Annotated in this window: 23 protein-coding genes and 1 pseudogene; 5 read left to right on the top strand and 19 right to left on the bottom strand. The window is 71.3% G+C overall.

Annotated elements, in window-relative coordinates; all coding sequences use genetic code 11:
• Positions 1 to 2: 2 nt before the first annotated feature.
• From ACIP93_RS36650 to ACIP93_RS36630, 5 genes are all read right to left on the bottom strand, one after another.
• Positions 3 to 629, bottom strand: coding sequence for a hypothetical protein (locus tag ACIP93_RS36650; protein ID WP_366392632.1), 627 nt, complete (start codon positions 627 to 629; stop codon positions 3 to 5).
• Entirely contained in the window at positions 626 to 3184 is a 2559-nt protein-coding gene (locus tag ACIP93_RS36645) for an ATP-binding protein (RefSeq protein ID WP_366392633.1), read from the bottom strand. The genes ACIP93_RS36650 and ACIP93_RS36645 overlap by 4 nt, the downstream gene beginning before the upstream one ends.
• Entirely contained in the window at positions 3181 to 3684 is a 504-nt protein-coding gene (locus ACIP93_RS36640) for a hypothetical protein (protein ID WP_366392634.1), read from the bottom strand. Before ACIP93_RS36640 ends, ACIP93_RS36645 begins: the two co-directional genes overlap by 4 nt.
• Positions 3685 to 3749: 65 nt before the next feature.
• Positions 3750 to 4013, bottom strand: coding sequence for a hypothetical protein (locus ACIP93_RS36635; RefSeq protein WP_226599040.1), 264 nt, complete (start codon positions 4011 to 4013; stop codon positions 3750 to 3752).
• Positions 4014 to 4096: 83 nt separating this feature from the next.
• Entirely contained in the window at positions 4097 to 5110 is a 1014-nt protein-coding gene (locus tag ACIP93_RS36630; RefSeq protein ID WP_401766508.1) for a conjugal transfer protein, read from the bottom strand.
• A 333-nt stretch (positions 5111 to 5443) separates the two neighbouring features.
• On the opposite strand from ACIP93_RS36630, the gene ACIP93_RS36625 reads away from it, so the two are divergent.
• Positions 5444 to 5872: a helix-turn-helix transcriptional regulator gene (locus ACIP93_RS36625; RefSeq protein ID WP_366392636.1), complete on the top strand. Its 429-nt coding sequence runs from the start codon at positions 5444 to 5446 to the stop codon at positions 5870 to 5872.
• A gap of 28 nt (positions 5873 to 5900) precedes the next feature.
• Here the strand turns inward: ACIP93_RS36625 and ACIP93_RS36620 are convergent, their stop codons facing one another.
• The 4 genes from ACIP93_RS36620 to ACIP93_RS36605 form a co-directional block, all read right to left on the bottom strand.
• Positions 5901 to 6284: a hypothetical protein gene (locus ACIP93_RS36620; RefSeq protein WP_366392637.1), complete on the bottom strand. Its 384-nt coding sequence runs from the start codon at positions 6282 to 6284 to the stop codon at positions 5901 to 5903.
• A 10-nt stretch (positions 6285 to 6294) separates the two neighbouring features.
• Complete coding sequence (locus tag ACIP93_RS36615) at positions 6295 to 8583, bottom strand: type IV secretory system conjugative DNA transfer family protein (protein WP_366392638.1); 2289 nt, start codon at positions 8581 to 8583, stop codon at positions 6295 to 6297.
• A gap of 142 nt (positions 8584 to 8725) precedes the next feature.
• Positions 8726 to 9280 (bottom strand): flavoprotein, encoded by a 555-nt coding sequence (locus ACIP93_RS36610; RefSeq protein WP_023543992.1) that lies wholly within the window; start codon positions 9278 to 9280, stop codon positions 8726 to 8728.
• On the bottom strand, positions 9277 to 10518 hold the full coding sequence (locus ACIP93_RS36605; protein ID WP_366392639.1) for a helix-turn-helix transcriptional regulator: 1242 nt from the start codon (positions 10516 to 10518) through the stop codon (positions 9277 to 9279). Before ACIP93_RS36605 ends, ACIP93_RS36610 begins: the two co-directional genes overlap by 4 nt.
• 77 nt (positions 10519 to 10595) lie before the next feature.
• Here ACIP93_RS36605 and ACIP93_RS36600 point away from each other — a divergent pair, with 77 nt between their 5' ends.
• The 4 genes from ACIP93_RS36600 to ACIP93_RS36585 all read left to right on the top strand — a co-directional run bounded on the left by ACIP93_RS36600 (position 10596) and on the right by ACIP93_RS36585 (position 12233).
• Positions 10596 to 11090 carry a hypothetical protein gene (locus tag ACIP93_RS36600; protein ID WP_141724719.1) on the top strand — a complete coding sequence of 165 codons (495 nt, stop codon included), beginning with the start codon at positions 10596 to 10598 and terminating at the stop codon, positions 11088 to 11090.
• Between the two features lie 285 nt (positions 11091 to 11375).
• Positions 11376 to 11819, top strand: coding sequence for a hypothetical protein (locus tag ACIP93_RS36595; RefSeq protein ID WP_141724720.1), 444 nt, complete (start codon positions 11376 to 11378; stop codon positions 11817 to 11819).
• A gap of 4 nt (positions 11820 to 11823) precedes the next feature.
• Positions 11824 to 12066: a hypothetical protein gene (locus tag ACIP93_RS36590; protein WP_366392640.1), complete on the top strand. Its 243-nt coding sequence runs from the start codon at positions 11824 to 11826 to the stop codon at positions 12064 to 12066.
• On the top strand, positions 12057 to 12233 hold the full coding sequence (locus tag ACIP93_RS36585; RefSeq protein ID WP_366392641.1) for a hypothetical protein: 177 nt from the start codon (positions 12057 to 12059) through the stop codon (positions 12231 to 12233). Before ACIP93_RS36590 ends, ACIP93_RS36585 begins: the two co-directional genes overlap by 10 nt.
• A 74-nt stretch (positions 12234 to 12307) precedes the next feature.
• On the opposite strand, the gene ACIP93_RS36580 is transcribed toward ACIP93_RS36585, so the two are convergent.
• The 10 genes and pseudogenes from ACIP93_RS36580 to ACIP93_RS36535 all read right to left on the bottom strand — a co-directional run bounded on the left by ACIP93_RS36580 (position 12308) and on the right by ACIP93_RS36535 (position 19573).
• Entirely contained in the window at positions 12308 to 12853 is a 546-nt protein-coding gene (locus ACIP93_RS36580) for a hypothetical protein (RefSeq protein WP_366392642.1), read from the bottom strand.
• Positions 12854 to 12960: 107 nt separating this feature from the next.
• A complete protein-coding gene (locus tag ACIP93_RS36575) occupies positions 12961 to 13434 on the bottom strand; it encodes an NUDIX hydrolase (RefSeq protein ID WP_366392660.1) in 474 nt (157 codons plus the stop codon).
• Positions 13435 to 13599: 165 nt separating this feature from the next.
• Positions 13600 to 13899: pseudogene (locus ACIP93_RS36570) on the bottom strand (nucleoside 2-deoxyribosyltransferase domain-containing protein); the annotation flags it as partial.
• Positions 13900 to 13949: 50 nt separating this feature from the next.
• Positions 13950 to 14702 carry an HIT domain-containing protein gene (locus ACIP93_RS36565; RefSeq protein ID WP_366392643.1) on the bottom strand — a complete coding sequence of 251 codons (753 nt, stop codon included), beginning with the start codon at positions 14700 to 14702 and terminating at the stop codon, positions 13950 to 13952.
• Positions 14703 to 14775: 73 nt separating this feature from the next.
• On the bottom strand, positions 14776 to 15594 hold the full coding sequence (locus tag ACIP93_RS36560; protein WP_366392644.1) for a hypothetical protein: 819 nt from the start codon (positions 15592 to 15594) through the stop codon (positions 14776 to 14778).
• Positions 15595 to 15749: 155 nt separating this feature from the next.
• Entirely contained in the window at positions 15750 to 16178 is a 429-nt protein-coding gene (locus ACIP93_RS36555) for a hypothetical protein (RefSeq protein WP_023543981.1), read from the bottom strand.
• A gap of 71 nt (positions 16179 to 16249) precedes the next feature.
• Positions 16250 to 16648: a hypothetical protein gene (locus tag ACIP93_RS36550; RefSeq protein WP_023543980.1), complete on the bottom strand. Its 399-nt coding sequence runs from the start codon at positions 16646 to 16648 to the stop codon at positions 16250 to 16252.
• Positions 16649 to 16728: 80 nt separating this feature from the next.
• Positions 16729 to 18210: a hypothetical protein gene (locus ACIP93_RS36545; protein WP_366392645.1), complete on the bottom strand. Its 1482-nt coding sequence runs from the start codon at positions 18208 to 18210 to the stop codon at positions 16729 to 16731.
• A gap of 195 nt (positions 18211 to 18405) precedes the next feature.
• On the bottom strand, positions 18406 to 19038 hold the full coding sequence (locus ACIP93_RS36540) for a hypothetical protein (protein ID WP_366392646.1): 633 nt from the start codon (positions 19036 to 19038) through the stop codon (positions 18406 to 18408).
• Between the two features lie 13 nt (positions 19039 to 19051).
• Positions 19052 to 19573, bottom strand: a complete 522-nt coding sequence (locus tag ACIP93_RS36535; protein ID WP_366392647.1) for a hypothetical protein — start codon at positions 19571 to 19573, stop codon at positions 19052 to 19054.
• Positions 19574 to 19771 lie beyond the last annotated feature (198 nt).

Here is a 19771-nt window from a genome sequence, read left to right as displayed (position 1 = left end):
TGTTACCCCCCTGACAGGGCGGTGCGGACCGGCGAACCGTGCCCCATGTCGCCCTCTTGTACGTCCTCGTGCTGGTCGACGAGCCAGGCCCCGCCCTGCTGGACCAGGCGCAGCGCGCGGCGCGTGGTGGTGGCGTCCTTGCCGGGCCACTTCACGGTGTAGGTGACGAGCACGCCGTACCCGGCCGGGTGGTCCTCGACCGCCGAGACCTCGACGACGTCCGAGGCCGAGACGGGGCCGGTGTCGGCGCGGTCCGGCCCGGTGGGCGTACGGGACGCGACGGGCTCGGGTGTCGAGCCGTCGGCGTACGTCGGCGGGGAGAACGACGGCGAGGGGCTCGACTCGCTGGGGTCGGGCGTGGGCTCGTCCACGGTGAGCCGGTCGGCGCACTCCTCGACCGTGCCGCCGCGCAGCCGGGAGGAGCTGAGGCCGCAAGCGGCCTTCCAGTCAAGGCGGTTGGCGGCCTCCTGGTAGCGCTGGGCCACCTTCACGAGCGCATCGTCCTGGGGGGCCTGCGGCCCGCCGGCACTGGGGTTGGCGTCCTTGGTTCCGCCGTCGCCGTCCGAGGAGCACCCAGCAAGAGCGAGGATGCCGGCGGCCAGTACGACGGCCGTCGTCTTGCGCATCATGCGTTCACCTTTTCCATGCTCACGGGGCCGTCGTCGGCGGACTGGTCGGCCGCCTTGGGTGAGGTGTCGAGGAGCTTCAAAAGCTCCTCGCTCGGTACGTCCCACTGGACGGTGGCGCAGGAGAACCGGCGGTCACGGATCACGCAATGGCCGTGCCGAATCTCGCCGTCGGGCAGGAGGCCGACGGACTGAATCAGGGCGCGGCTGTGGGCGTCCTTGGGCAGGCTGAGGAGCTCGGCCAACGCGTTCTGTTGCTCGCGGGTGGTGAGCTGGAAGCCCGCCACGGTCGTGAGCTGTTCGAGGACACCGACCATGGAGACGAGCGACTCCGGGTCCTGCGTGTCGAGGAGGAGCGACGTCGCCAGGGCGCGGCCCACTCGGGCGATGTACTGCAAGAACGACGAGCCTTCCCGCGTCGCCGTGAGGACGTGGACCTCCGGGACGGCTACCACCTTGCGCAGGCCGCGCAGGTCTCGACGGCCTGCGGTGGTGACGCCGAACGCCAACATCGAGTGCATGAGGGCGACACTCAGGCGCTTCATGGGAGTCCAGTCCCGGCGGCCCTCCTCGGGCTGCGGCAGGGAGAGGCCCGGCATCTGTACGACGAAGATCCCCGGTTCGGGGCTGATGGGCGCCCCGGCGCCGGTCGGGCGGCCCATGAACGGCGCACCCAAGGCGTTCTGCGCGAGTTCGTACAGGGCCTCACCCGCCTTGCGGCCGAGCTCGTCGTCCATCTGTCGCAGGTACTCGATCACCTTCCAGGTGGCGGGCTCGCCCTGGGCGATGACCTCGTTCACCGCGCGGGTGATGGGCGTCTCGGCCCCGGCCTCGCGCAGCCACTCGGGGATGGCAACAGAGAGTTGCGCCGGCACTTCACCACGGGCGACGTCGACACCCTCGGACGCCAGGAGCGTGAACAGGTCGACGGCCCCGGCGAACTTGGGGCCGGTCTCGATGAGGTGGGCGTTCAGGCCGTAGCGGCGGGCCGCGGTGACGAGGCCGCCAAGATCCCCCTTGAAGTCCAGCGCGAGGGCGTAGGAGCCGCGGAATCCGGCGTCGAGGAGGCTCAACATCATGGCCGTGGTTTTGCCTCGTCCGGACCGGCCGACGAAAGCCGTCGTCGTGGCGTCGCCGCGGTCGGACCCGGCCGTCACGTCGTTGCGGAATGTGCCGGGCGTGCTGCCGGTGAGGTATCCGACGATGGGGCCGCGGTCGTCGCCGACCTTGGCGCCGCCCCACCACCAGGAGCCGGACAGGGCCGTGACGTCGCGGACGTGACCGAGGTCGGGCACGCGCAGTTGGTCCCCCGGCTGCACTTCGAGCCAGAGCTCGCGTTGTTCCTCCTCGCCGACGGTGACCTCGATCCCGAACCCGCCGTAGTGCGTGATCACCGCGTCAATCCGGGCCCGGAGGTCTTCGAGGGACGTCTCGCTCGTCACGATCAGCCGGGGGTGATCCTCGACGAGGGTCACGTCCTCACGCCGCATGTCGCGGGTGAGCTCGGCCATCACGTCCTCGGTCTCCTCGATGTCCCGGCCGGGGTCCTCGGCCGACGCCTTCGAGGCGCTGCGGCGCTGTTCCTTGGCCAACCTGCGGGCCTCGTCCACCTTCTTGAGGGCGTCCCGCTTGGGCATCACGCGGAACCGTACGGACGCCTCGGGGCTGACGGGCTGGATGAGCGCGGCCGGGTCGAGGTCCGGGTCGAGGTCGTCCTCGTCCACGTCGGGCACGTAGTTGATCTCGGAGAGGACGCGCAGCCACTCGCCGTTTCCGGGGCTCTCCATCTGCTCGGGGAACCCCGACATGGTCAGCACCGACACCCAGGCCGTCACGTCGCCGTGGCCGTCGACCACGCGCAGGTGGTCGGGGTGGGGCAGGATGCGCCCGCGCGTCAGGGCCGCCAACTTGGCGCCCGCGATGACACCGGCACGCGGGGCCGGCAGGGGGGTTCCCCGGTGCTGCTCGCGGCTGATCATCCATGCGAGCATCTCGACGGATGCGGGCTGCGCCTTCCACGGGGAGGACTCCAGCCGTCGGCCGAGGCGGCGCATCTGCGCGTCGAGGCGGGCGAGTTCACGGGAACCGACGGTCGAGGAGTTGAGGCCGAGGCCGCCCTCGACACCACGGCGGCCGAGCTTCTGCGCCTGCCCCGTGCGCTCGGTGAGGCGCACGCCGAGGAGGAGGTGACGCGTAGGCAGGGCGATCTGTTCGAGGCGGCCGACGCGGATCTGTGCCCACTCCTGCCAGTCCCCGGCGGTGAACATCTCGGCGGCCTCGGCGGCGTAGTCCTCGGCGTGCAGCGGGGACCACAACACCCGAAGGTGGCAGTCGTGCCCGGCGAGGGTGCGCGCGAGGGCCGAGTTCGCGGCGTCGAGTTCGCCGTCGCGGGCCGTCTCCGACATGAGGTCGGTGTTCGAGGAGGCGAGGACGTACCACGCTTCCGTGTGGCTGTCGGTGATGACGAGGCCGTCGGCGAGGGCGACGTACTGCGGCGGCATCGCCGAGCGGTCACCGCCCACACCGAGGAACGTCCCGACCTTCTGTAGAACCTTCACGACGTGTTCCCCCTGTACTGCTGCATTGCCTTGCGGCCGTACGCCTTGCCGACGGCGTCAGGGCCGTACAGGCGAGGGCGTGCGGTGAGTCGAAGCGGGGCGCCGGCACCGGGCGGGACGGACTCCTCGGCGCCGAGCCAACGCTCGACGAGCGGCCCGAGCGGCGACTCGGCGAGGAGCTCGGCCTTACCGGCCCACCGGGCACGGCGGCTGATCCACTCGCTTCGGTTGGCGGCGCGGCGCCCGGCGCTGATGATCGGACGGTGTCCGAGGACGAGGTACCGAACCCCGATGCTCCACCGGGTGATGTTCCATCGGCGCTCGACTATCCGTGATCGCTGCGTGCCGTAGACGGCGGTGATCAGCGGGGGCAGGAAGTAGAGCGTAAACGTGATCTTGGACGGGAGGCCGAACAGGAGCAACAGGGCCCCGGTCCACAGGGCGTAGAGCACGAGCCCCAGGACGAGGGCGCGGCGCGGCGCCCCCTCCCCCAAGTCCATGCCGAGCAACTCGTGTTGCTTGGTCTCAAGGTCAAAATGCCTGGTGTACGTGTGCCCTACGCGCATCAGGCGGACCCCGAGACCTTGCCCCACACGCCCGTGAGGAACCCTTGCACGGTGTCGGGGGCCCAGATGATCGCGCCGACGAACACGGCGGCCACCCCGAGGGTGACCATCTCGCCCCACTCCTTTTTCAGGAAGTGCCCGAGGGCCCTCACCGCGAGGAACGCGGCGAAGAGGTTCCCCACCACAATCAAGATCCAGTCTTTGAGCTCCGCCCCGGTGGTGAGTGGCGCGGCGAGCTCGACGAGGCGGTGCACAGGTTCCACGGGTTCCCCCTTGTACGTGAATGGGCAGGCTAGCCAGGAGTTATGACGGGTGCTCATGATTTATGAGCTGGGGACATGACGGGTCAGGCCGACCCGCCGAGGACGTCGTCGACCTGCCAACGGTGGGCGTCCGAGCTCGACACCTGCGTGATGGTCACGCGGTAGACCTGCTCGACCGAGGCCCCGCCGAGGGACCAGGAGACGCGGGCGGTACCGGTGCGACTTGCGCCGCTTCCGGCGTCCGCGGACCAGGAGACGAGCCCCTTGTACTCGACCCCGGCCGGGAGTGCCGGCACGCTCGCGCCCGGCGCCGTGACGGCGTCGGTGTCGCCTGCGGCGTACGCCGAAAAGAACTTGTCGACGGCCCCCTCGGTCTGCGTGCTCAGCTCGGGGTCCGTCTGCGTCGTGGGCGTGTCCGGTGCCTTGGGTCCGTGCTTGGGGATGCCGACGAGGCCGGGCCGTCCGGTGACGACGATCTGTCCGCCGGATTCGGCAACGGGCACGTCGAGGCCGACCCATCGGGCCGCCTCCTGGGCCGGGGTCTCCGCCTTCTTCTTGTCCTTGGCGGGTTCGGTCTCGACCACGGGCCGGATGAGGACCTCGACCCGTACGCGCGCCTGGGCGTTCTTGGTCTTGGTCACGGCGCCCGGCTGGACGGCTAGCACGTCTTGGCGGCCGTGCCCGTCCCATCCCATGGTGGCGTCGGTGTCCGGGGGCAGGACGGCCGCGAGGAGCTGCTCGCGCTCGGCGGCCTTGCTCTCGTCCCACCCGAGGTAGGCGCGGGCGAACCTCGCGGCGACGGCCTGTGCCGCCTCCTCGGGGTAGGCCGCCTCGGTCTTCGTGGTGGGCGCCTTGGGTGCCGGCGCTTTCGGCGGGATGAACCAGGCGCGCACTCCGGTGATGGCGGCGAGGACGACCACGAACCAGACCAGGCCGCGGCCGAGGCGCCTCAAGAACACGGCGCCCGACCGTTCGTCCTGCGGCGTCCACGGGGTGCCCGAGGAGGTTCTCGACGGCGCGGTTCGGGTGCTGTTCCCGGCCTTGCCGGTGGCGGTCTGCTGTCGCAGTTCGGCGCCCGCGGACTCCCACGGATTCACCGGCCGGGGCGGCGCCTCGTCTGCCTGCCGTGGGACACCAACCGTCGGTTTCTCGCCGGTCCCGTCCTTGCCGGTTGGCTCCGGTAGGCCCATGACCTTCCGGGCGATGGTTCCAAGCGACACCACTCCCCGTAACCTCCCCCGCTACTACGCCCACTTGGGCACATGTGGCCACTCGATGATCGACCATATGCCGGGTTCGATCACAGCGTCAAAGAAGTTGGTAACCACCCCGGCGGGTTGTGGCTGGGCCGTGACACGGCCGTCCACGGAGGTGATCAAGGGCGCTAGAGTGCCGCCCCACACGGCCAAACGAGACGGGGGGCAGGACGGGTGCGCATACGCCGTGAGTGGCTGCGGCACCTGCGCAGAAAGCGCGGGATGACGCAAAGTCAATTGGCTGCCGCTTTGGGCTGTTCACGGGCCGCGGTGTCGACCTGGGAAACAACGGGGCGACTTCCCCGACCTGATCGGCTGCAACTCCTTGCGAATGTCCTCGGCGTACCAGTTCCCGAGCTGATCGAGGACGGCGAATCGCTTTCGCTGGTGTCTCTCCGCCTCACCGCTGGAATGCTCGCAAAGGACGTTGCCCGCGTACTCAAGGTGTCGAAATCGACGTACTGTCATGTCGAGCGTGGGCGACAGAAAGTCCCGCCCCGCTGGTTCCCGATTCTTTCCAGAGCCTTCGGAGTACCGGCGGAATTGCTCGATTCGTTAAGAGAGAAACCATCCGCCACGAACGCGGACGGGGGCGCCGATTGACCACTCGGCGCCCCCGTCCGCTTTCTTTTTAGGCCCGCTCGGGGGCCTCGTAGTGGGTTCTCCACTCTTCCGCGCAACGCCTTTGGATTGCATCAATCGCGGTTCCGGCACCGGCGTACAGAGTTACGCCGTGCGGGTCGGGTTCGATCCGCAGGGAAACCATGTTGAAAAGGTTATCCGCGTGTTTTGCCGCATCCGCGATTAGCGCGTTTGCCCGTAGGTTCCCGATAGGCGGGATAGGCCAACGCATGTGCCACCCGCTACCGACGAGGACAGGCGCGATATCCGCGTACTCATCAGCCGCGTATGCGCGGATACGGCCGTGAACCAAATCGACCGAGAGGAACGCGGCCCTTCCCTTTTTCAGGTCGGCGCCCTCCTCGGCGAGATAGTCCCGGGCGATCTCTTTCACCTGGTCCGGATTATGCACTCGGGGCCTCCTCGGTTTCCTTGTCTGCCTCGGTGCTCTTTCGCGGCGGCGGCGCGGTGTTGTTCTTGTCCTGCCATTCCTGCCATTCCGCAAGCCAGGCCGTGAGCTCCTCCTCGCTGTAAAAGGAAGTCTGTCCGTCGGTGATGCCTTCCGGGGCCTTGATTCCGCGCTTTTCACCGCGCTTGAAATACGTCCGGATGGTGCTCGGCTTGTGAGGGATGATGCCGCGCTCAAACGCCTGGGCGAGGCTGTAGGTCTCGACGACGTCCTCGGCCTGGTCCTCGGCCGCGGCCGGGACGAGCTCGGGGCCGGCACCTGTCGTGCCGCCTGTCGTGCCCCCTGTCGTGAGGGCCGGTGTCGTCTGCTGTGAGCTGGGCGAACCCCCCGTGATCCCCCTCGCGGCCGTGGAGCCGACAGGGGGGAGCGCCGCAGGCCCGTACTTGCCCCCAGGGAGGAACGCGCCCGTCGCGGCGGTCTCGTTGACCTCGTCGAGGACGTCGGGGGTAATCCACGGGGCCATGGCGCCGGCATCGAACCAGGCCGGGGCCTGCTGGCACATCGAAAGGAACTGTCCGACTTCCGGCGTGATGTAGCTCGGCTGAATCTCCCGCACGTACAGGTAATCGGCGTCGGGGTCTTTCCGCTGATCCGAGTAGGCGCCGCGTCCCTTCACGTCGGTGTCGAATCCGAGAACGGGTGTGCTCTGCCCGAATGCCACGCCCCAGGAAACGCGGTCCTGTTGCCCGACGGCAATCTTCGTGCCGATCTGGGCGCGTTCCATCGTGCCGCCGAAAAATGCGTTGGCGAACTGCTGCGTCCCGACGACGACGCGATGATTCGAGGAGCGACCTTGCAGGAGAATGATAGAGAGCCAGTCAAGGAAAGGAGGGGTTCCCTTTCCCTTGAGACCGTAGCGCCACCACGTATATGCGAGCTTGATCAAGGTCGGCAATTCGTCGACAACGAGTGTGCGCGGTACGAGCTGGGCACGTAGTGCCGGATCGGCACCCTTTTGCATTGCCGCTTCGGCCGCCATCATCGACGTGAGGAATTCAGCGAATGCGGCGATGCATTCGCGCACCGTCTTGTGAATGCGGACGCCCGAATATCCTTCGGCCTCGGCGAGGCTGTTCCGCTTCGTGTCGAGAATGTCGATCAGTTCGCCATTCATACGGCCGTGCACGACGGGAATGTAAAGCACCGTCGACTTACCCGAACCGGTGGCACCGGCCACACCCCAATGCGGCGTTGCGGACTGCGTTTGAACGACGACGTCGACAATCGAATCTCTCTCGATTGCGAGGCCGACGAATACGCGGCGCGGGTCTCCCGTCGATTTCCACGGCACGTATTCGGGGAGGACGGGTTTCGCTGCGGGCTTCGGCGCGGGCGTCCACTGGACGTAATGCTCCTTACCGGTGCGCTCCCATTGGGGCACCCATTCGCCGGGTACCCGCTCCTCGATGATGCGCTCGACTGCCGCGACGGACTCGGGTGCACCGATCCAACTCGACGGAATGCGCAGCACAATTCGAGCGCCGTCCGCGCGGACGTTGTCAGGGACAGAGAGCCAACGCGACCGCGGTTCTGTGTCCTCCATTCGGAGGATCTGACGCACCGCCACCCAGACGCCGGGCCCGTAGATTTGTCCATCTGTCCACACGGGGCGGATGCGCCACCACCCCAGTCCGGCCGGGCTGGTGAGGGCTGCGACAAAGGCGGCCAACGCGATTGCGTAAAGGGCGAGTTCGGTCTCGGCGGGGAATCGCCACCACCCCCAGACGAGCGGGATCGGCGCGAGGCGGGCCGCCGAGCGGGCGGCGTACGGCCACCGGGACCATGCGCGCAGAACGCGCCAGATACCCGCGAGGGCGCCGCCGAGGATGCGCACCGGGGCGGTGGCGGCGCGGGCGGCTCGGCGGGCCTTGGACGGCTTGTCGAACGAGACGGCGGCCGGGGCGCCGGGGCGTGCGCCGAGCTGCTCGACGGGCGTCTCGGTGGCCTTGTCGTCGGGCAGGGGTGCGCCTGCCTTCCACCACGTTGCCTCGCTGCGGGTCTCCCCGGTGAGCTCGCGGCCGGTGAGGTACCGGCCGATGCCGGCGGCGGCGTTGCCGAAGAACTGTTCAACGCTCCGGTTGAACTTCTCGCGGTCCGCCGGGGTGCCTTGGTTGGCGAGCACCGCGACGACGACCAGCACAGCGAACAGGCCGCCCCCGCCGAGGCCGAGCGCGCCGCCGGGTAGTCCGTCGACGAGGTCCCTCGGGTTCGGTAGGGCTTCCACGTCTCCCCCTTTCTGTCCCGCACGCCCGGCGGGGCGTGCCCTGTGATCCTCGCGCACGGCCGTACCGGGGCGCCGTCGGGTTTCACCGGGCACAACGCGCGCCCGGCCCCTGGGGAGCCGGGCGCGGGGAAGGGCGGGTTCGTCAGGGCGTCGGCAGGGCGTCGAGGGCGAGCTCCCACGGGTAGGCGTGAACGTCTCCATGCCGGGGCTTGTGCGGGACGAACCCGGGTGCGTCGCCGTCCCCCAGGAGGAGCGTCACCCCGGCCGCGCGCAGCTCGGCGACGCTGCGGGCGACGGCCGGGTGTCGCCCTTGGGCGTCGTTCCAGTGAGGTAGGGCGGTGATCGGCAGGCCGAGGCCGATCCCTTCCGTGATCAGGCCGAGGGCGAGCGTGTCCGAGATTCCGGCGGCCCACTTGTTCAGGCTGTTACTCGTCAGGGGTGCGACGAGGAGGGCGTCCGGGTCGGGGAACGCGTCGGCCTGTGAGGGGAGCTTGTACTCGTGGCGGACCACTCGGCCGGTGAGCTCGCGCAGCTCGTCGAGGTTGCCCTCGGGGTCCTCGGCGGCCCATCGGTGGGCGCTGGGGGTGAGGACGAGGCAGACGTCCCACCCGCGGGCCTGGGCGCCGCGGATAGGGACGGTGAGGTGCCGGGCGGGCGGCGCGGCACATGAGATCAGGTACAGGGTGCGTTGTGTCACCCGGGCAGTCCACAGCGCGAGGCGAGCGCCTGCAAGCGGCTGTCGGCGGAACCGGCCCCCAGGAGGCGCAAGTCCTCGACGAGTTGGCGGGTGCGCGGCCGGCACCGGACCTCTTCCTCGGCCTCGCGTTCGGCGTCGAGGAGGGTCTCGACGGCCTTAGCGCGTTGTCCGGCCTGCGTGAGGCCGCGGGCCAGGTCGGTGAGGAGGTGGGCGCGGCGTTCCTTGGGCAGGGTGGCGCGGGCGGGGTTCGGGATGTCGGCGGCGACGGCGACGGCGTCCGCGCCCTCGGAGAGTTGGACGTGTGCGGCCACGCGGTACAACCGGGCGTTGGTCGGGCCGAACGCGGTCCAGACGGCGTTTCCGTCGGCGCCGAGCTCCTCGGCGTGCTCGTCGGCCTGGTCCAGGAGGCCGGGCACGTTGCGGGCCGCGGTCGAGGCGCGGCGGTCGTCCGAGGCGCCGATGGTGGCCTCGGCCATGGCGGCTTTGAGGTAGAGCATCCCGAGGACGGACAGGCCGTCGGCGCCCCGGGTGCGAAGGTCGGGTTCGAGGCGGGCGGCGGCGGCGAGCGCGAACGCGGCGGCGGCCTGCGCCTGCCCCTGGGCCGTCATGGCGTCGGTGAGGTGCCGGGCGGCCGAGGCCATGATGACCGGGTCTTGGGACCGCTCGGCCGCGGCCACGGCCCGGTGGCCGCTGATGAGGGCTAAGTCGTGGTCCCCGTACTTGATGCCGGCGGCCTCGGTCAGTTCGAGCGTGAGGGACAGGAGGCGGAAGGCGCCGAGGCGGTCGTCGCCGTGGTGGCGTGCGGCGGCCCGGTTGGTGTCGACGAGGAGTTCGGGGACCAGGCGGCCGAGGCTGGCGAAGTGGCCGGACTGGAAGGCGGTGCGGGCGTGGACGAGGCGGCCGTGAAGGGTGCCGAGCGGAAGCGGGGCGGCCGGGTCGTCATCGGCGGTTCCGGTCAGCACGTCGTGCCGTTGCAGCGCGGCCCGGATGGCGTCGAGCTCGACGCCGTCAATGCACTGGCGGCCGGGGCCGTCGGTGAGGAGTGCGTCCAAGGTGATGCCCAGTACGGCGGCGGCGCGTTCGAGGACGGAGAGGCGGGGGTCGGTTTGTCGCTTGCCGCCTTCGAGATCCTGCACCCACCGGCGGGACTGGCCCATGAGGGCGCCGAAGTCGGTTTGCGTGATCCGACGGCGCTCTCGCCAATAGGCGACGCGGCGGCCGATTCCCTGTGCTTCCATGGCGCTTCTCCGGGCCGGGGAACAAGGCACGCACCGTGCGTGCCTACTTCCTGTTGTACGCCCCTTACGGTCCGGATATGGCCACTCCTGAGAACACCCCCCGTAGGTGGGCCGACTTCCTCAACCCCGATGACGAGACGCTCGACCGGCTGCGACATGCCGGCCGTGGCGCTACTTCCCTCGCCGCCGTCGGCACGCCGTGGGACACCGTCGGTGGCCGATGGGAAGCCCTCGCCATCGCCTCACTTGAGCGCGGCCTCGCGGCGCTCGACGTCCTCGACCTTCCCCTCGACGCCGGACATCCGGTGTTCGCCGACCACGCACGGAGCGAGCTCATCGTCCTGGTGCCCGAGGGGACGGCGGCCCGTGCGGTCGACGGCGGCCCGCAGGCCGTGCGCGCGCTCACGGCCGGGACATGGCTCGTCGTCCCGCACGGCCCGACGGGCGGGTACGTGGCTGCATGGTTGAGCCGTCCAACTCGCGGCGGCGGGCGGTACGTTGACCCTGTCCGGCTGTGCGAGGCGGTCCTCGTCGCCGAGGCGCTGCGCGAGGAGCACGCCCGCGCCTGTTGACCCCGTGTGCGGCTCCTCCCCCCGTGGGAGCTGCGCACGGCCCCCGCAGGACCCCGGAGTCTCCGCGCCTTGACTCCGGGGTCCTGTCGGTTCTGCGGCGCAGTGCGCCGTACCCTGGTCCGCGGCGGCCCCCCGGTGATTCACCCTCCGGGGGGCCGCTTTGTCGCCTTCACCTGCCTGTATGTGCGTCGCTCATTTTCTGTGAGCTGGGGACATACGGGGTTGCGGAACAAGGCACGCACCGTGCGTGCTCACCCCCGGCCCGTCGGCCCTTACGGTCCGGACATGGCGCATTCAACGAACGGAACTCCCCGCCCCGACCCTGGTCCGGGTGCCCATCTGCCGGCCACTCGCCGCCCCGTCGAGGACGGCGTCGAGCTCCTGCACGCGGACCGTACGCCCCCCTTCGCTCACGATCTCGTGCGCTCCCTCGACGAGGCCAGTCAAGCCGTCGGCGCGCTCGACCGGCTCGACCCGTCCAGCGACGTCACGGTGAGCGCGCTCACCGTCCTGGTGTGCACGGGCACGACCCCGGCGGACGCCCTACAGGCCGCCGCCGACGTCGCCCGGAAGTCGCCCGGCCTCGAACCGCACTCCCTGTCCCTTGCTCGGGTGCCGGGCCCGGTGGCGGGCCTGTGGGAGTACCAACTCACCATGACGGTGAGCTCGCGCGACCCGCAGACCGGTGAGCACGTCGCACCTGTCCACCACGGCGAGCGGCTGAGGTGACACGGTGACGAGGGCGGTCTACCGGTTCCGCGAGTACAAGATCACCCCGGACCCCTTGGGCCTGCCGGATCATCAGGCGGTGTGCGTGTCCGGCGACGACACCGAGTGTGGCGCGGACTCGGGGCTCCTCCCGGACGGGGAGGAGCTCGCGCGGTGGATGGCCGAGCACACCCGCGACACCGGACACCTTCGCTTTCGGGCGGCCCAGTGGGGATACGCCCTGATGGAGCCGGGCGCATGGAAATGAGGACCGGCGGCGAGCGGCTGCTCGACGAGCTGCGAATACCCGATGGACGGCGACACGAGCTGTGGGAGCGTGCCGAGCGGCTGCGGATCGGAGTCGATCACGCGCGTGCCGTCCGCGCGGCCCTGGCCGATCAGCGGGCCCGACGTGCGAGCGGGGGCCGCATGTAGGCCGCCCCTCTCCCCCGCCCTCGACACGGAAGCGCCCGGCCCCTCCTCGGGGCCGGGCGCTTCCGTGTGCGGCGTCAGGTCTGGCCCCCCAGACGTGGGGACCGGTACAACGGGCGGTCGCGCTCCGGGTAGAGCGGGGCCTCACTCGCCATGTGCGGGAAGTCATCCAACGGGCTGATGGCGCACGGCTTGCGGTAGTCGTCCTCGGCCCACCGGATCGCATCCCGGCGGGACCACTCTCGGCGTAGGAGGAGCTCCTCCTCGGGTAGCCACACGATCCAGTCGCCGCGCCCGTTGCGGCGCCGGAACCAGAGGAGCGCGAGGACCAGGGCGACGAGGGCCTCGACCCCGGCGAGGGGTAGCAGGCCCAGGCGTGACGCTCCGGGTTGGGCCCAGGCGAGGAGGAGGGCGAGCGTCGCGCCGACTACCCAGGCGGGCCAGTAGGCGTAAGGCCGCCGCGGCATCGTCCGCCGGAAGTACATCAGGGAGCTGATCAGCATTCCGGCCGCGAACCACACGGGGCCGGTGCTGCCGGTTCCGGCGGCGAGCACGACACACACCACGGCCCCGGTGAAGAACCCGCCCGCCGCCCGGCGGTCCTGGTCAAGGTTGTGTGCCATCCGGCCCCCCTTCACGTCGTCGCCGGTAAGACTGCCATGCCCCAGTGACAGGAAAACGCGCGGCGAGGGTGACCCCTCGCCGCGCGCTCCCGCATGGGTGCCTACGTTCAGGCGATGCCGTCCGGGAGCGGGCCGCCCCGCTCGCCGCTCAGGTCAACCATGAGCATGTCGGCCGCGGCCGGAAACTCGGGGTCGGTGGTGATCCGGTCGAGGATCTCGGCGTGATCGAAGGCCAGCGGCGGCAGGTTGGAGGCGGGCCACCAACGGGCCGTGCGGGCGTCGTCCCCGGCGGCGAACGGGGTGCCGGCGGGGACGATGGCGAGATAGGCCGTGGTGACGTATCGGCCGCGCGGGTCACGGTCGGGTCGGTCAAAGACTCCGATCTCCCGCAGGTCAGCGGCCGGGACGTGGACGCCGGTTTCCTCGGCCAGCTCCCGGGCCGCTGCCGCGCGGCTCGTCTCGCCCTGGTCCACATGGCCGCCCGGCAGTGCCCACGACCCCTCATGCGGCGGCCACCCTCGCTCGATGAGCAACACATCGCCGGACGGCGTCATTGCGACCACATCGGCGGTGTAGCGGATGCTCTCAGGCTCGGGTTCCGAGTCGTCCCGCGCGGGCTGGGCCCGAACGAGGGCGAGGGCCGCGGCGACGGTGTCCGGCAGCGTCTCGCACACGGGTGCGCCGTGGCGGCGGGCGACATAGATCAAGTACCTGTTGCGCTCGGGGTTGGGACAGTCCGGCGGGCAGCCGAGGACGGCGCGGCCGGTGCCGATGTCGAGGCCGAACTCGACGTTGGTCGTGAACCCTGGCAGCGCGGCAAGGTCACGGGGAATCCAGAACAGGACGGCGGTCGCAGCCTGTCGGGCGGCGGTCTCCCATCCGACTTGATCGTCATAGTGGGCGGCGCGCTTGCCTCCTCGGGATTCCGGCGTCAGGACGGTGAGGATCTCGGGGCCGGTCCACTGTTCGGCGAGGGCCTCGACGGCGGCCGGGCGCCAGGACTCGACGTCGCCGCCGAGGCGGGGTGTCGGCCCGGCGAGGAACACGGACGGGCCGCTCGTCGGGATGGGCTCGCGGGCCCACACCACGGTTACGGTCACTTCTCCCCCTCGGTCTGTCGCGCGGCGGCGGCCGTCTGCTGCGGGGTCCACGGGAGCGGGAGGCCGTCCTCGGCCGCGCGGGGCACGACGTGCATGTGCAGGTGGTAGACGGTCTGTGTCGCCTCGGCACCCTTGGAAGTGATGATGTTCGCGGCCGGGTGCTCGGCCATCAGTTCCGCGGCGCACTCCATGACGCGGCCGGACGCCTTCGGGTCGGTGCCGGCGTTCTCGACGTGGGTCCGGGGGATGACGAGGAGGTGCCCCTCGTTGACCCCGCCGCGCGGCCGGATGGCGAGGACGTCCCCCCAGTCCCGTACGACGGTGGCCGGTGCGATCCCGGCCGCGATGGAGCAGAACACGCACCCGGCGGCCTCGACCTTGCGCAGCTCGTCGGCGAGCTCGGCCTCGGCCCCGGCGATACCTTCGGCGGCCTCCTCGACCCCGGCCTCGACGAGGCGGCCGAGTACCTCGATCCGGCGGCGGGCGTGGGCGATCAGTTCGGCCGAGGAGATCGGCAGCGGAACGGGCCTGCGGCCACTGAGGTACTCGGCCGCCTCCTCCCGGATCGCCTCGGCCTCGCGCGGGTCGACGCCGTCCTTCCACCCGATCTCGTTGTGTCGGGCGACGACGTCCTCGAACGCCATGCGCGCCGCCGCGGCGACGCGCAGCCGGTCGGACTCGTGCTGTAGGTCGGCGAGTTGGCGGTACAGGTCCAGCCCGCGGGGGCCGGGGCCAGTATCGGCGGTCATGGTGAAACCCTCTCTCTGGGATGCGAACGGCCGGGGCGGGAGTCCCGCCCCGGCCGGGGGTGCTGTCGTGCGGTCAGAACTTCTTGACGCTGCCGTTGCCGGCCGTGGCCCGAACGTCGAGGTCGTCACGGCCGCGCACGCCGTAGAGCTTGACCGTGCCGTTGCCCGCCTTGATGTCGATGCGGCCGGTGGCCTTGGCGCCGACGGTGAAGTTGACCGAGCCGTTCCCTGCGCGGACGCGGGCCGCGTTGCCGATGTGGTTGTCAACCTTGACCGAGCCGTTGCTCGCGTCGGCGTCGATCCACTCGGTGACGGTGCCGACCTTGATCGACCCGTTGCCCGCCTCGGCCTCGATGCGGCCGACGGTCTCGGCCTTGATGCTGCCGTTGCTGGACTCGGCCCGAATGGCGGCGACGGTGCCGTACGTGTGAAGACTGCCGTTCTCGCCGCTGTACTGGACACCGGAACCGGCGGGCACGGTGACGTGCACCTCGACACCGCGCGTGAGGCCCTGCGCGCCGCCCCCGATGACCTGTCCGTTGACCACGGTCACGTTGCCGCTGTACCGCACGCCGTTGATGTAGGTCACGCCGCCGCCGAACGACTGGAAGGTGTTGCCGCCGAAGTTCGCGCCGTTCTGCTTGACCTTGGGGACGACGACGACCAGGCGTTCGGCGTTCTGCTGGATGCGGGCGCCCCGGGCGGCGTCGGCGGCCGGGGAGTCGGGGCCGTCCTCGGTGAAGACGCGGACGCGGGCGACGGTCGCGGCGGGGTCGACGGTGACGGTAACCGTGCCGTCGGGGCAGGTGACATCGGCGAGGACGGGGCCGGTGGCCGAAGCGGTGAACGTCGTCTCGGGAGTCATGTCGCGGGTGGTGATCTCGTTGTTCATGCGGGGCGGTCCCTTCCTTCGGTGTGGTGCGGTGGGTCAACCATGGCACGAGTTGCATCTCAAGTACAAGTCCAACTGTGAGTTGACTTGAAAGTGCGGTTCGGTGTTCGAGGGATGCCGGGCGGCGGCGCCGCCCGGCGGTCGAGCGGGTCGAGTCAGTCGCGGACGGCGAGGTACGCGGCGAATCCCTCGGCGAGGTGGTGTGTCGCCTGGTCCAGCCGGTACGCACCGCCGAGGGGGCCGCCGAGCTCGTAGAACGCGGCCTTCCCGGTGGCCTCGGCCGCCTTGCGGACCGGCCAGCGGCGGTCAATCAGGTAGTGCGTGCTCGCGGACAGGGCGAGCGCGGCGGCCATGCTGCGGGGGCGCAGGCCGAGGCCGAGGACGCGGTTCCCGACGAGGAGCGCGGCGGCCTGCGTGGCGGCATACGAGGCGACGTGTCCCGCGAGGGCCTTGTGCCCCTCGGCACCGGGCTTGGCCTTGTGCTGCGCCTGGTGGTCGCTCTGTACCCAGTGGTCGGCGACGTCGGCGGCCACGCGCAGGAGGGCGTACACGGCGGGGAAGGCGGCACCACGGTTGACGGTCATGTCGGCTGTTTCCTCTCGGAGTTGGGCGGTGTCGGGGGCCTCGGGCGAGGCCCCCGGGAAGTGCCGGCGGGTCAGCTGTGGGTGCAGCCGTGGGCGCGCGGGTCGGCGAGGTGGGTCTCGAACGCGGCGGCGTCGAACGGCGTCCACTCCCGGGCCGTGATCAGGCGCCCGCAGTCCTCGCAGGACCAGGTGCGCGGCCCGTGGACACGGCCGTACGCCCGGCGGTAGGCGCGCTCGGTGGCGTTCACGAGGGCGTTGTCGACGGCCGACAGGGCGATGACGGCGACGAGGACGAGGTACGCGACGCGGGCGAACCCGTCGGCGTTGAGCTGCGGCTCGACGGCCCACGCGGCGACGACGGCGGCGAGCGCCGGGACGGCCGTGCGGACGAGGCCGAGGGCCAGGAGGCGAAGGCGGGCGGTCCCGAGCGGGATCGTGTGGACCACGTTGTTTCGGGTCTCGGTCTTCACTGTGGTGGTTCCTCTCTGGGGGTCGGGCCGGGCCCCGGTGATTCACCCAGCGGGGCCCGGTACTGCGGTGTGCGGTGGGGTCAGCCGCGGGTGCCGGCCTCCCACCGGTCGAAGCCGCGTTCGCGGACGTGGGCCCACTCCTGCCGGGCGCCGATGAGCTGCTCGGCCCACTCCATGGCGGCCTCGATATCCGCGTTCGAGTCGTCCGGCCGGAAGGTCTCGTGACAGTCGCTCAGGTACTCGCCGGACTCCTTGTCGCCCTTGAGCTCCCAGCCGGGAACGTCCACGTCGACCCAGCCGGGTTCGAGCGTGAAGCGCGGGAAGGGGCGGAAGACGGGGGCCGGGGCCGTCGTGACGAGCTCCCGCAGGCTGGTCACGCGTACGGCGGGGCGGGCGGTCCCGGCGGACCGGTGGACCCGCAGGGCGGCGCCCTCGGGGGCGGTCGGCAGGGCGTACACCCGGCCGCCGTCGAGGATGGCGAGGAGGCGGGCGCCGTGGCGCTCGCAGCCCTCGGCCCCGGCGTTGGAGGAGTCGAGCACGGTCACGGTCGGGGCGCCGTCGCAGGGGGTCGGGTCGGTGGGCAGGGCGGCGCCGCACCGGCCGGTGATCGGGCCGAGCTGCTCGGCGTCGATGGACCCGCCCGAGCGGCCGAGGAGCTCGACGTCCGCGGCGGCCTTGCCGTTGTGGCGGCGGTAGACCGACTGGACGACTCCGTACGCCGCCTCTCCGTTGCTGGGGTTGGTCCACTCGACGGCGGCGCCGGTCCGCATGTGATCGCCGTACTCGGCGGCGATCTCGTCCTCGGTCTTGCGCAGCTCGGCGGCGAGGCGGGCCTCGTACGCCGTCCGTCGGGCGGTGCGCTCCTCGTCGGCCGCGGCCTCGGCGGCGGTGACGGCGGCCGGGGGGCGGGGGCCGGTCTGCCCGGCGCAGTCCTCGCAGTGCGGGGCCTCGTCGCCCCACGGGCGCAGACCGTGGCCGACGGCGGGCCAGGGGCGGGCGCCGTGGCGGGCGAGGAGGTCGAGGAGCTCGGCGGCGCCGCGGCTGCGGGTGGCGCGGGTGTTGGGGTGCTCCTCGGACTCCTCGACGAGGTCCGCCAGGAGCGCGGCGACGTCGGCGAGGTGGCCGAGGAGCCAGCGAGGGGCGACGGGGCGTCCGCTGGTGACGTGCTGCCAGACCTGCCGGTACGGGGCGCTGTCGGCGTCGGCGTGGGTCTCGGCGAGCTCGGCCTCGTACGCCGTGCGGAAGCGCTCGGGGAGGGGGAGGAGGACCTCCTCCTCGGCGGCCGGGGTCTCCTCGGCGGCCGGGGCCTCGACGCCGAGGGCGTCGTACCCGGCTCGGGTGAGGGTCCACACGGTGACGTCGTACTCGACGCGCTCGGTACCCACGACGCGGGTGTTCGTGCCGACCTTGACGGCCTCGACAAGGCCGAGCGAGTGGAGCCGCCTCTCGGTGTTGCCGTGGATCTTGAGGAAACCGGTCTCGCCGCGCAGCCATGCGACGACCCCGCGGGGGTTGTCGAGGATCAGGCGGAGGGCCTCGGTCTGTGCGTCGGTGAGCTTCAAGGGTGCGTCTCCTTCGGTGTCTTGCGGTGGGTCAACCATGGCACGAGTTGTATCTCAAGTACAAGTCCAACTGTGAGTTGACTTGAAAGTGTCGTCCGGTGTTCGAGGTCGGCCTCAGCCCGCCGCAGGCACCGGACATGACGGCGCCCCCGGAGGCCGATTCACCCGGCCCCCGGGGGCGCTCGATTCCTGCCGTCAGTCCTCGTCCCCGCCGTCCCCGCCGTCCCCGCCGCCGCGCATCTTGCGTTCGTGCCGGCGCTCGCCGTACGCCCCGGCCTCGCGGATGCCGTCGCGGGCGACGCCGATCCCCTCACGGCCGAGGCTCGATGCCGACTCGACGGCCGAGGCCCCGGCGGTGGCGATCTGTCCGGCGGCGCCCGCCACGGCGGCGAGGGCGCCGAACGCGGCCGTCATCGCCCCGCCCGTGGCCCGACCGGCGGGCTTGGCGGGCCCGGCCTGGCCGGTCTTCCCGCTCTTGGCGTCCGCGGCGGCGGCTGCGCGGGCGGCGGTCGAATTGGCCGCGGCGGCGCCGACGGTGGCGAGGATGCCCTCGACCTTGGTCCCGTCCGTGAGGGTCAGGCGGAAGCGGCCGGGCTTGCCCTGGGCGAGGACGGCGAGGTTCGCGGCGGTGAGCTGCTCGACGGGAAAGAAGCACTGCGCGCGGCGCCCGCCGTCCTCGCCCTTGTGCTTCTGGCCGCACGTCGCGGTGACGGCCTTCCCGTTCGACATGAGGGTGAGCTCGCGGGGGGTGTCGCGTTCACCCCGGCCGGGGCACCGCAGGGTGTCGGTTCCGATCTTGAGGGGTCCGCGGACCTTGATCGCACTCATGGGCGGGGTCTCCTTACTTCTTGGCGATGGCGGTTGCGGTGGCGGTGGCCGTGGCCTTGGCGAACAGGCCCCGGGCGGTGGCGGTACTGGTGGCCTCGGCGGTGACGCTCCCCCCGCCGGCACGACGCTTGACGACGACGACGAACAGGCCCAGGACGAGGGCGAGGACGAACGCGAACTTCGCCAGGAGGACGAGCGAGGCGACGAGGGCGGCGAGGCCCTCGGCGAACAGGCCGAGGGCGTAGGCGCCGAGGACCGAGGAGCCGGACAGGGAGAGGGCCAGGAGCGCCGTCGTCTTGGCCCAGGCGGGGACGGGCGCGGACTGGGGGGCCGCGGGGGCGGCGGCCGGGCCGGTGGGCTCGATCTTGGAGACCAGGAGCCACACCCGGGCGCCGTTGGGGGTGACGGCCTCGACGGCGCCCGGGATGGGCACCGGGGACAGGTACGGGAGGGTCGTCGCCAGTGCGGCCGTCTCGACGGGCTCGGGACGGTAGAGGACCGGCTCGGCGGGGGCGGTGCGGGCGGTGACGTCCATCGGGTCTCGACTCCTTGTGCGCGGGGTTTCGGGGTGTCGGGGCGGTGTCCTGGGGGGTGGCTTTGCCCCTGTTTGTGCAGGTCTGGGCGGTGTCTAGGGGGGTGTCGGGCCCCTGGGCGGGGTGTCCACTGGGGACACCCCGGCCGGGGGGCCGACACGTCCGGGACATGTCCCCACCTGCGGTTTTGCAGTGGGGAC

Source organism: Streptomyces sp. NPDC088745 (assembly GCF_044751045.1).
Taxonomy (GTDB): Bacteria; Actinomycetota; Actinomycetes; order Streptomycetales; family Streptomycetaceae; genus Streptomyces; species Streptomyces cremeus.
This window is presented reverse-complemented; position numbering and strand designations above follow the sequence as displayed.